10 protein-coding genes are annotated in these 11,158 nt (G+C 68.3%); 4 read left to right on the top strand and 6 right to left on the bottom strand.

The genetic code is table 11. The features are described 5' to 3' along the window. Positions 1–2: 2 nt before the first annotated feature. The 3 genes from C8D87_RS42495 (at position 3) to secA2 (ending at position 4,531) form a co-directional block, all read left to right on the top strand. A complete protein-coding gene (locus C8D87_RS42495) occupies positions 3–1,304 on the top strand; it encodes an MFS transporter (protein ID WP_233439943.1) in 1,302 nt (433 codons plus the stop codon). Between the two features lie 99 nt (positions 1,305–1,403). Beyond that, positions 1,404–2,249, top strand: a complete 846-nt coding sequence (locus C8D87_RS42490; protein WP_325049768.1) for an SDR family NAD(P)-dependent oxidoreductase — start codon at positions 1,404–1,406, stop codon at positions 2,247–2,249. Further along, positions 2,246–4,531 (top strand): accessory Sec system translocase SecA2, encoded by a 2,286-nt coding sequence (secA2, locus tag C8D87_RS42485; protein ID WP_109638939.1) that lies wholly within the window; start codon positions 2,246–2,248, stop codon positions 4,529–4,531. Before C8D87_RS42490 ends, secA2 begins: the two co-directional genes overlap by 4 nt. Before the next feature lie 3 nt (positions 4,532–4,534). Here the strand turns inward: secA2 and C8D87_RS42480 are convergent, their stop codons facing one another. From C8D87_RS42480 to C8D87_RS45495, 5 genes are read right to left on the bottom strand one after another with little or no spacing between them, the layout of a single operon-like run. Then, entirely contained in the window at positions 4,535–4,786 is a 252-nt protein-coding gene (locus C8D87_RS42480) for a hypothetical protein (protein WP_109638940.1), read from the bottom strand. Between the two features lie 43 nt (positions 4,787–4,829). Then, positions 4,830–5,942, bottom strand: a complete 1,113-nt coding sequence (locus C8D87_RS42475) for an aromatic ring-hydroxylating oxygenase subunit alpha (protein WP_170155112.1) — start codon at positions 5,940–5,942, stop codon at positions 4,830–4,832. Then, positions 5,939–7,057 carry an N-methyl-L-tryptophan oxidase gene (gene solA / locus C8D87_RS42470; RefSeq protein WP_170166788.1) on the bottom strand — a complete coding sequence of 373 codons (1,119 nt, stop codon included), beginning with the start codon at positions 7,055–7,057 and terminating at the stop codon, positions 5,939–5,941. Before solA ends, C8D87_RS42475 begins: the two co-directional genes overlap by 4 nt. Position 7,058: 1 nt before the next feature. Next, the gene (locus C8D87_RS42465; protein WP_112232117.1) at positions 7,059–9,425 is read right to left on the bottom strand and encodes a GcvT family protein; all 2,367 of its coding nucleotides are present in this window, start codon (positions 9,423–9,425) and stop codon (positions 7,059–7,061) included. Beyond that, a complete protein-coding gene (locus tag C8D87_RS45495) occupies positions 9,398–10,150 on the bottom strand; it encodes a hypothetical protein (protein ID WP_146772065.1) in 753 nt (250 codons plus the stop codon). Before C8D87_RS45495 ends, C8D87_RS42465 begins: the two co-directional genes overlap by 28 nt. Position 10,151: 1 nt before the next feature. Here C8D87_RS45495 and C8D87_RS42460 point away from each other — a divergent pair, with 1 nt between their 5' ends. Beyond that, entirely contained in the window at positions 10,152–10,367 is a 216-nt protein-coding gene (locus C8D87_RS42460) for a hypothetical protein (protein WP_112232115.1), read from the top strand. On the opposite strand, the gene C8D87_RS42455 is transcribed toward C8D87_RS42460, so the two are convergent. Beyond that, the gene (locus C8D87_RS42455) at positions 10,352–11,122 is read right to left on the bottom strand and encodes an IclR family transcriptional regulator (protein ID WP_170155114.1); all 771 of its coding nucleotides are present in this window, start codon (positions 11,120–11,122) and stop codon (positions 10,352–10,354) included. The two genes, C8D87_RS42460 and C8D87_RS42455, sit on opposite strands and share 16 nt — an antisense overlap. Positions 11,123–11,158: the final 36 nt, after the last annotated feature.

Below are 11,158 nucleotides of genomic sequence, written 5' to 3'. Positions count from 1 at the left end.
CCGTGGTCAGTGTCGCCCCGACTGAACAGAAGACCTTGCGCAGGCTGATGGCAGCCGGACTCGTTGGTAGCTCCATCGAGTGGTACGACTTCTTCATCTACGCGACCGCCGCGGCCCTCGTGTTCCCCAAACTGTTCTTCCCGGAGGCCACCCCGATCGTCGGCCTCCTGTTGTCCTTCAGCACGTTCTGGGCGGGCTTCATCGCCCGTCCCATCGGCGGCCTGGTCTTCGGCCACGTCGGCGACAAGTTCGGCCGCAAGCCCGCTCTCGTCATCTGCCTGGCCCTCATGGCGGCGGCGACGTTCCTCATCGGCCTGCTCCCGACGTCCGCGACCATCGGCGTCGGCGCACCCGTCCTGCTCGTCACGCTCCGCTTCCTGCAGGGCATCGCGGTCGGCGGCCAGTGGGGCGGCGTGGTCCTGCTGCTCACCGAGTCGGCGGGCGCAGGGAAACGCGGCTTCGCGGGCACGTTCGGCCAGGCGGGCGTCCCGATCGGCGTGCTGCTGGGCAACGTGGCGTTCATCGCGGCCACCACGACGATGTCGGCCGAGGCCTTCGCGTCCTGGGGCTGGCGCGTCCCGTTCCTGGCCTCGGCGCTGCTCTTCCCGGTCGTCCTCTTCATCCAGCTGAAGGTCGAGGACAGCCCGGTCTTCCGCGAGCTGAAGGAACGCCGCGCCACCGCACCCGCCGTCGCGCACGCCCCGCTGAAGGAGGCCCTGCGCACCCACCGCAGGCCGATCCTGCTCGGTGCGGGCCTGATGTTCGCCTCCAACGCGATCTTCTACGTCTCGATCGCGGGCGTCCTCTCCTACGCCACGGTCACGCTGGGCCTCTCTCGCGAGTCGGTGCTGGTCGTCAGCCTGCTGTCGTCGGCCGTGAGCATCCCGGTGATCCTCTGGGCGGGCCACGCGTCCGACCGGCTCGGCCGCCGCCCGCTGATCATCGCGGGCGCCATCGGCCTGGTCGTGTGGGCGTTCCCGTACTTCCTGCTCGTGGACACGGCCTCGCTGCTGTTGCTGTTCGTCGCAACGACGATCGGAGGCATCGCGTCCTCTCTCGTGTACGGGCCGATCGCCGCGTACCTGGGCGAGCTGTTCGAGCCGCACGTGCGGTACTCGGGCGCCTCGCTCGCCTACCAGCTGGCGTCGATCCTGGTCAGCGGCGGCACGCCGTTCATCATGACCGCGCTGCTCGGGGCGACCGGGACGTCGATGTCGGTGTCCGCGTTCCTGTGCCTGATGGGCCTGGCCACGCTGTTCTCGGCCCTCAAGCTGCCGGAGACGCATCGGGTGAACGCCAGTTAGTCGTTTGACCACGTTTCTCTCGGGGACGAGTCTGGCAAGCCTTCTTCAGGACGGCTCGACTCACCCGAGGGAGACTGCACCTCGTCCAGCAGGGTATGGCTGATCACCGGCGCCAACAGCGGCTTCCGCCGCGCCATCACGGAGGCCGCGGTGGCGGCGGGCGACCAGGTGGTGGCCACCGCACGTCGCATCGAGTCACTGGACGACCTGGTGAGGACCCACCCTCGCCAGGTCGTCCCGGTGCGGATGGACGTGACCAACCACGACGCCATCCGGACCACGGTCGCCAACGTGATCGCGGAACACGGCCGCATCGACGTGCTCGTCAACAACGCCGGCCGCACCCACGTGGGCGCCGTCGAGGAGACGACCGACGAGGAGCTCCGCGACCTCTTCGAAGCCCAGCGCGATCGTCCAGCTGAGCAGCATGGGCGGCCAGCTGTCGTTCGCGGGCTTCGGCGCGCACAGCGCCACGAAGTTCGCCCTGGAAGGCCCTCGGAGGCGCTGGCCGACGAGATGAAGTCGTTCGGCGTCAAAGTTCTCATCGTCGAACCCGGCTCGTTCCGCACCAGCCTGTTCAGCGGCTACAGCGGCTCCAAGGAGACCGAGATCTACGCGGACTCGGTCGGCAGGACCAGGCAGATGATCACGGCGGGCAACGGCAAGCAGCCGGGCGACCCCGCCAAGACCGCCGCCGCCATCTTGACCGCGCTCGACGCCGCCGAAACCCCGCTCAGGCCGACGCTGGGCGGGGACGCGGTCGACGCCGTGCTCACCCACCTCGACGACGTCAAAGCCGAGATCGCGCTCTGGGAGAAGGTGCCCCCGCGAGACCGAGTTCGATCGCTGACCTGGGCAAATCAGGTAAAATTCGGACAAATCGCACCTTCACTGTCAAGACCTCTGCGGAACCCCGAGGCGATGCCGTACGTTCCTGGCTCGTGACCACTCTCATGGCGCGCTTCAAGCAGCGGATGCGCCGGTTCGCGCAGAAACCGGCATCGGTTGACCTCGCCCCGTTCCAGGCACTGCTCAAGGACGTGGAGAAACACGCTGAGACGTTCAAAGCGCTCAGCGACGAGGAGCTGACGGCACACGCCGCGAAGCTGCGCGAAGAGTGCGACGACACCGAGCTCGTGGCCCTCACGCGTGAGGCCGCCGAGCGCGCCATCGGGCAGCGTCCGTTCGACGTGCAGGTGCTCGGCGCGCTCGGCATGCTCAGCGGGCTCGTCGTCGAGATGGCCACCGGTGAGGGCAAGACGCTCGCGGGCGCCATGGCCGCCGGCGGGTTCGCGATCAAGGGCAAGCGCGTCCACGTGGTCAGCGTCAACGACTACCTCGCCCAGCGCGACGCGGAGTGGATGGGGCCGCTCTACCGGCTGCTCGGCGTCACGGTCGGCTGGATCAACGGCAGCTCGAAGGCAGAGGAGCGCCGCGAGGCCTACCAGTGCGAGGTCACGTACGCACCGGTCAGCGAGATCGGCTTCGACATCCTGCGCGACCGGATCGTCACGAGCCCCGACGACCTGATCGTGCCGGAGCCGGAGGTCGCGCTGATCGACGAGGCCGACTCGGTGCTCGTCGACGAGGCCCGCGTGCCGCTCGTGCTCGCCGGCTCGACCAGCGCGGAGGCTGCCGACCCCGTCATCGCCGACCTGGTGAAGCGACTGCGGCAGAACCTGCACTACGAGATCGACGACGAGGAGCGCAACGTGTTCCTCACGGGTGCGGGCTCCGAGGCCGTCGAACGCGCGCTCGGCGAGATCGACCTCTACTCGCAGGAGCACGTCACCTCCACGCTGTCGAAGGTGAACGTGGCTCTGCACGCGCAGGTGCTGCTGCACCGCGACGTCGACTACATCGTGCGCGACGGCAAGGTGCATTTGATCAACGACACCCGCGGCCGCGTCGCGAAGCTCCAGCGGTGGCCGGACGGCCTGCAGGCCGCGGTCGAGGCCAAGGAGAACGTGCAGACCACCGAGTCCGGCGAGATCCTCGACTCGATGACGGTGCAGGCGCTGCTGTCGCGGTACCCGACGCGCTGCGGCATGACCGGTACCGCGGTGGCCGTCGCGGAGACCCTGCGCGAGTTCTACGAGCTCGAGGTGCTCGTGATCCCGCCGAACAAGGAGAACATCCGCGAGGACGAGCCGTTCCGCCTCTACGCGACGCTGGAGCAGAAGGAAGACGCGATCGTCGAGGAGATCAAGACCGTCCACGAGACCGGGCGGCCGATCCTCGTCGGCACGCTCGACGTCGCCGAGTCCGAGCGGATCTCCTCCAAGCTGCGCGACGCCGGGCTCGAATGCGTGGTGCTCAACGCGAAGAACGACGCCGAGGAAGCGGCGATCATCGCCGACGCCGGTTCGTACCAGCGCATCACCGTCTCCACGCAGATGGCCGGTCGCGGCACGGACATCCGCCTGGGCGGCCACGAAGGTGAGGATCACGACCGGATCGCCGAGCTGGGCGGCCTGTACGTGATCGGCACCGGGCGCCACTCGTCCTCACGCCTGGACGACCAGCTGCGCGGCCGGGCCGGCCGTCAGGGCGACCCCGGTGGCTCGGTGTTCTTCTCCTCGATGCAGGACGACCTGATCACCCAGTACGCGCCAGACGCGGAAGAGCCGTCCGAAGTGGACAACGACGGCCGGGTGCGGGACAAGGGCCTGCTGCACACCTTCGAGCACGCTCAGCGCGTCGCCGAGGGCGTGAACCTGGAGATCCACCGCAACACGTGGCGCTACAACAAGCTGATCGAGCACCAGCGCGACCTGCTGCTCAAGCACCGCGACGTGGTGTTGCGCACGGACGCCGCGCTGGAGAAGCTCGGTGAGAAGGAAGGCGTGTCCAACGAGGTGGCCGGTGAGGCCGCCCGCAAGATCACGCTGTTCTTCCTCGACGACCTGTGGACGCACCACCTGACGTTCCTGTCAGACCTGCGTGAGGGCATCCACCTGCGTGCGCTGGCACGGCAGAACCCGCTGGACGAGTTCCACCGCGAGGCGATCCCGGCGTTCAACAAGATCGTGCCGGAGTCGTGGGAGATGGCCAAGGACAAGTACGAGGCGGCCAAGATCACTGACGACGGCTACGACCTCGCCGACGCCGGGGTGAAGCGCCCGAGCTCGACGTGGACGTACCTGGTGCACGACAACCCGTTCGGCTCGGGACTGGAAGAGACGATGAAGGGTCTCGTCAAGATGGTGCGCGGCCAGCGCCGCTGACGGTCACCACCTCTCGCCGATGAGATCGTCCGCGGGTCTGGCGGGCCGGGGCAGCACCTCGGCCCGTCTGCCTGTGGTCATCTCCTCGGTGAGTTTCCTGATCTCCGCGAGGATGTCCAGGTGTTCCTGCGACGGCGGCGGGCCAACGAGGTTGGACCGGTTGTGCGCCGTCCGTTCCGCGCGCTCGGCCAGCTGCCGGATGCGGCGGAGGAGATCGTGCTCCCCGTCCGGGAGCAAGAAGTCCGTCTGCTCCATCACCCGTGCAAGCTTTCGCGTGCACGGGTGACGCGTCGATCCCCTAGTCGGCTGATTCCAGTTTCTGAACGAGCCACTCGTGGAAACCGCCGATGTGATGCTCCGAGGGCACCAGCACTCCGCCGCGCGCGTAAGCGCGTGAGGACATCGCGGGCTGACAACGCTCGCATGCTTCGAAGTCCTGCTCGTTCACCCGGTGGAACAGCTCGACCGAGCGAGAGACGTCACGCCCGGTGGCGACCACTTCCTTGGCGTAGAGCCAATCGCACTCGACGATCGTGCGATCGACCGCCACCGGGTACATGCGGTGCAGAATCACGTGGTCCGGCACGAGGTTCACGAAAACCTGCGGCTTGATCGTGATCGCGTAGTACTTCCGGTCCCTTTCCTCTTCCAGGGCCGCAAGTTTTCCGAAGCCCTCGCTGCCGTCGACGGTGAAGCCCTTGATCTCGTCACCGAACTCCGCGCCGTGCCCGACGTAGTACTGCGCCGCGTAGCCGTCGGCGAACTCGGGCAGCACCTCGGTGAGCTCGGGGTGGATCGTCGCGCAGTGGTAGCACTCCATGAAGTTCTCGATGATCAGCTTCCAGTTGGCCTTGACGTCGTAGACGATTCGTTTGCCCACAGACAACTGGTCGATCTCGTAGCCGTCGATCGCTTCCAGCGAGCCGAGTCGTTCCGTCACGGCGTGCAGGACGTCGTCGGAGAAGCTGGGCGGTTCGTCCGCGAGGCACACCCAGGCATAGCCGAGCCATTCACGGAGATGGACTTTCGTCAGCCCGTATTCCACCCGGTCGACGTCCGGCATCGACGTGAGGTTCGGCGCGGCGATCAGCTTGCCGTCCAACGCGTAGGTCCACGCGTGGTACGGGCACTGGAACGCCCGCTTGACGCTGCCCGCCTCGTCGACGCAGATGCGCGCGCCGCGGTGCCGGCAGACGTTGAGGAACGCGTTGAGGCCGCCGTGCCGGTCCCGTGCGATGAGCACGCTTTCCCGCCCGACCTGCACGGTGCGGAAGTCGCCGGGGTTCGCGAGGTCACCCGACTTGACCGCGCAGAACCACATCTTCTCGAAGATGCTGGCTTGCTCCTGCGCGAAGATCCCCGGGTCGGTGTAGTAGCGGCCCTCAAGGGTGGAGATCAGGCTGCCGGTCATGCTCCGCCTCTCAAGCGAGCAGGGTCGAAAAGGGCGATCGGGTGCCGCGTGGCCCCGTCGATCGTGAGGTCGGCGAGGATCTCGCCGACGACGGGCACGAACTTGAAGCTGTGCCCGGAGAAGCCGCACGCCACGGTCACGTCGCCGTGCCCGGGATGCCGTGCGATGACGAAGTGGTGGTCCGCGGTGTTGGTGTACAGGCAGGTGACGGCACGCTGGAAGGTGCCGGCGAGGCCGGGCATCGCGGGCCTGGTGGCGTTCGTGATGGCCTCGACCTCGTGGTCGTGCACCGTGCGATCGACGGTCTCCGGCGTGCAGATCGCCCCACCGCTGTGGAACGCGACCTTCACCGCGCCGCCGATGTCCGGGAACCCGTAGAACTCGGTGCCGTCCGCGCGGTCCCAGAGGTAGATCGGGTGACCGGCGAAGTCCTCCTCCGGGGTGAAGTAGAACTGGACCTGACGTTCGACCTCGAACGAGATTTGGAGGTCCTCCAACAGTTCCGGCGCCCACGGGCCGGGGCACACCACGAGGTGCTCGGCCTGGTAGGTCGCCTCGGCCGTGGTGACCCTGCCTTCCTCCCAGTGCGTCACGGGCTCCTCGAAGTGGAGATCGGCGCCCGCCTTCGCGGCGAGTTCGAGGTGGGCCCGCACCGCGTTCTCCGGCACGACGAACCCAGCCGCTTCCTCGTACAGCGCGATCTCGTCCGACCGGGGACGCATCGCGGGAAAGCGCTTGCGGATCTCCTGGGCGTCCAGCAGCTCGTGCTTCAGACCCCACTGCTCGGCACTGGCCCTGCTGCCGCTGACCGCGCCTGACTCGGGCGGGCCCACGATGACACCGCCGACCCGGTGGAAGATCCGCTCCCCGCTGTCGCGCTCGACCTGGTCCCACATCTCGTGAGCCCTGAGCAGCAACGGCACGTACGCGGGGTCCTCGAAGTAGGCCTGCCGCGTGATCCGCGACCCACCGTGGCTCGACCCCCGCGTGTGCACGGGCGTGAACTTCTCCAGCCCCAGCACCCTCTTCCCGCGCTGGGCGAGCCGGTACGCGGCGGCACTGCCCATGCCGCCGAGCCCTATGACGATGACGTCGTATGGAGTCCCCGGGGCCACGTCAGCCCCGGAGCCGCTTCATCTCGGGGTCGAACAACGGCTCCCTCGCCGCACGCGCCTTGACGCGCTCGCCGAAGTACTCGATCTCCACCTCGTCCACGCCGAGCGGCAACCACGCGTACGCGATGTTGAGCCCGGTCGTGTACCCGTACGCCGCGCTCGTGACGTACCCGACCGCTTCCCCTTGGTGGAACACGGGTTCGCTGCCCATGACGACCTGCCGCGGATCGTCGATCGTGAGGCAGGTGAGCTTCCTGCCCGGTATTCGCCTGTGGAGGGCTCCCTTGCCGTAGAACTGCTTGTCCTTCGAGAGCGCGAAGTCGAGACCCGCCTCGTACGGATCATGTTCGGTCGTCATGTCCGTACCCCACGACCGGTAGCCCTTCTCCAGTCGCAGGCTGTTGAACGCGCCTCGCCCTGCCGCGATGACGCCGTGGCGCTGCCCGGCCTCCCACAGCGTGTCCCAGAGCTTCGGCCCGAGGTCGGCGGTCGTGTAGAGCTCCCAGCCGAGTTCGCCCACATAGGACAGTCGCAGTGCCGTCACAGGCACGTTCTTGATGAACGCCTGCTGCGCCGTGAAGTAACCCTTCCGCGTGTTCATCGTGTGCGAGATGTCGTCGAGGAGATCGCGTGCTTTGGGGCCCCACAGGCCGATGCAGCACGTGCCGGCGGTGATGTCCCTGACGTGGACATCGTCCGGCGCGTGCCTCGTGAGCCAGTCGAGATCGAGGTTGCCGTTCGCGCCGACCTGGAAGGTGGTCTCGTCGAGACGTGCGATGGTGAGGTCGCTTCTGATCCCGCCCCGGTTGTCGAGCAACAGGGTGTACACGACCGCACCGGGCTTGCGGTTGAGGTTGTTGGTCGTCATGCGCTGCAGGAACTCCAGCGCCCCTGACCCGCTGACCTCCAGCCGCTTCAACGGTGTCATGTCGAACATCGCCACGCGCTTGCGCGTCACCAGCGCCTCGGCCCCGCAGATCGGCGACCAGTACCGGCTCGCCCACTCGTTGCGGTCCGGGACCTCGGCGACCTCCGGCAGGTTCGCGTTGGCCTCGTACCAGTGCGGCCGCTCCCAGCCGGAGGCTTCCAGGAAGAACGCGCCGAGGTCCTTCTGCCGCTCGTAGAACGGACTCGTCCGGACCGGCCGCGGGCTTTCCATGGGCTGCAACGGGTGCAGCAGGTCGTACACCTCGACGAAGTTCTGGCAGCTGCGCTCCAGCACGTAGTCCGGCGCCAGCTGCACCTGCTCGAACCGGTTGAGGTCGCTCGAGTGCAGGTCCAGCTCCGGCTGCCCGTCGACGATCCACTCGGCCATCGACCTCGCCACGCCGGCGGAGTGCGTGATCCACACCGCCTCCGCGACCCAGAACCCGCCGAGCCGCGGATGCTCGCCCAGCAACGGCATCCCGTCGCTGGTGAAGGAGAACAGCCCGTTGAACCCGCGATCCACCCCGGTTTCGGCCAGCGCAGGGATCAGCTCGACGGCCGACTCCCACGACGCCTCGAAGTCCTCCTTGGTGAACGGCAGCTCCGATCCGGCGATGTCGCGCGCCGCGATCGGCATCGGCCGGTGCCCGTACGCCCCGATCCCCAACGCCTCACCGTGGGCGCGGAAGTACAGGTCGGCTTCCTGGTGCCGCAGAATGGGTTGCCGCGCAAGCGCTTCCGCACTGACTCCCGGCAGGTCGCCCGTGAACACGTATTGGTGCGCCATCGGCACGAGCGGAACGGTCAGCCCGACCATCTCCCCCAGCACCGGACCCCACATCCCGGCACACGACACGACGATGTCGGCGGGGAAGGTGTCCGCCTCGGTCCGCACCCCGGTGACGTGATCGCCGGAGGTCTCCACCGCGACGACCTTCTGCCCGAGCTCGAAGCGCGCACCCCGTGCGATGGCCCGCCGGGCCTGCACCTCCGCCGCCAGCACGGGCTTCGCGAGCCCGTCGCTGGGAATCAGGAACCCGCCCAGGATCTGCTCGCGGACCAGCAGCGGGTGCAGCCGCGCGACCTCGTCCGGCCCGACGAGCCGGCTCTCCACGCCCCAGGACGTGGCCCAGCCGTGGCGACGCGACAGGTCGGCCAGCCGGGCTTCGGTCGTGGCGATCTCCAGGCCGCCGATCTGGTCGAAGCACCCCAGCGCGGTGTACTTCTCGACCGTGTAGCGGGCGAAAGCGGTCATGCTGCGGCAGGAGTTCGTCTGGAACACCAGCCCCGGCGCGTGGCTGCTCGAACCGCCCGCGGCGAGCCCCTGCGCCTGGTCCAGGACCGTGACGTCGGTGAAGCCCCGTTCGGTGAGCTCGTCGGCAAGGGCACAGCCGACGATCCCCGCCCCCACGATCACCACGCGAGGCACCTCTGCAGGCATCCGGACACCCCTTCGCCGCCGTTGCGCGAAACAGAACATGTTCCGCCATCTGCAACAAGTTGTGGCCAGTGCGCCCTGGTGTCAATACCGCCGTTCGAAAGTCGCGCACAATCGCCCGCATGGAGTCCGCCACCCTGCACACGATGGCCCGCAGATACCTCAGGAGCCGCAACGGGAAGCTGTACGCCGAGTACGCCGCGCTCCCTCCGGAGAGCAGGAGGCGCCTCGGCGACCACACCGACGAAGAGAAGCGGATCTTCCCCCGGCAGAACGTGGTGGCCGCGATGCTGCGCGAGATCGAGCGCCTCGACCCGGACGACCTGCCGCCGCCCGACCGGCTCGCCGCCGCCCTCGCCACCGCCGCGACGACGGCGCAGTCGGTCTTCACCACCGATCTCGGCCCGATCGAGGCCGAGGCGGCCGCCGCCGAGCGCGAGCTGTTCCGCAGGTCGATCAAGAGCTGGCCGGCGGCGAAGGACCTCGTGGTCGAGCCGCTGGGGTACCGCCGCGTCTTCAGCGACGAGGAGGTGGCCGGGTGGCGCCACAGGCTGGAGCAGCGGTGGGGCCTGCAACAGACCATGTGGCACCCGCTGATCACGCAGGACGTTCCGGAGGACGTGCTCGTGGTCGACGCCTCGGCGATGTGGGACGGTCCCGGGATCGAGCTGGTCCGCGAGGCGCTGGCGGGCATGGGCCTGCGCCGGGTGGTCGAGGTCCGGGAGCACGGTGACCCGTGCTCCCCTGCTGGACCTCGACCTGTTCGAACCTGTCTACACCGGAGCCGAGGGTGCCTGGACCGACGACACCCTCGACTGGATCGCCTACGCCTCACACGAGTCGTCCGTGGCCTTCGCCGGCACGCTCGCCGACCGCCTCAGGGCCACCTGGACGGACCTGGACGACCGGGGCTGGGTCCCCTGGTGGGATCAGCCCGCGAAGTAGCCGAGCTGCGCGGACAGGTCGGCCGCCGCCGACACCATCGCCGGCACGATGTCCTCGACCCGCTGCCGCGACAACCGGTACGACGGCCCGGAGGCACTCATCGCCGCGACGACCTCACCCCGATGACCGCGCACCGGGACGGCGACCGCGTGCAGTCCCAGCTCCAGCTCCTCGAAACAGGCCGCATACCCCTGCGATGCGACCGTCTCGAGCTCAGCCAGCAACCGTTCGGGATCCACGACGGTGTTCTCGGTGTAGGAGTCGAGCGGCAGCGACGCCAGCCGCTTGCGTTCCTCGACCGGCAGGTACGCGAGCAGGACCTTGCCGGACGACGTGGCGTGCAACGGCGTGCGCTGGCCGATCCAGTTCACCGCCGACACGGCCGCGGACCCGCGGGCCTGGGTGATGTTGATGGCGACGCCGGCGTCGTGCACGGCGATGTTCACGGTCTCGCCGAACTCGTCGGCGAGCGTCTGGCACACCGGCTGGCCGAGCTTGGTCAGATCCATGCGACCGGTGGCGGCACCGGCCAGGCGGACGACTCCGAAGCCGATGGCGTACTTGCCTCTTTCCCCGAGCTGCTCGACCAGGCCACGCGCCTCCAGCACGGAGACGAGTCTGGACACCGTGGACTTGTGCACACCCAGCTCACCAGCGATTTCGGTGATGCCGGCCTCGCCTTGGGCGAGGAGTTCCAGCACGCTGATGGCTCTGTCGACGGACTGCACCTGAGCTGCCGAGTCGGAGTTGCTCATCGCGCAACAGTAACCGGCAGGCAAAACACTCACTCG

It is taken from the genome of Lentzea atacamensis, assembly GCF_003269295.1.
Classification (GTDB): domain Bacteria; phylum Actinomycetota; class Actinomycetes; order Mycobacteriales; family Pseudonocardiaceae; genus Lentzea; species Lentzea atacamensis.
Note: the sequence above shows the minus strand (reverse complement) of the source record. Positions and strands in the feature narration are given on the sequence as shown.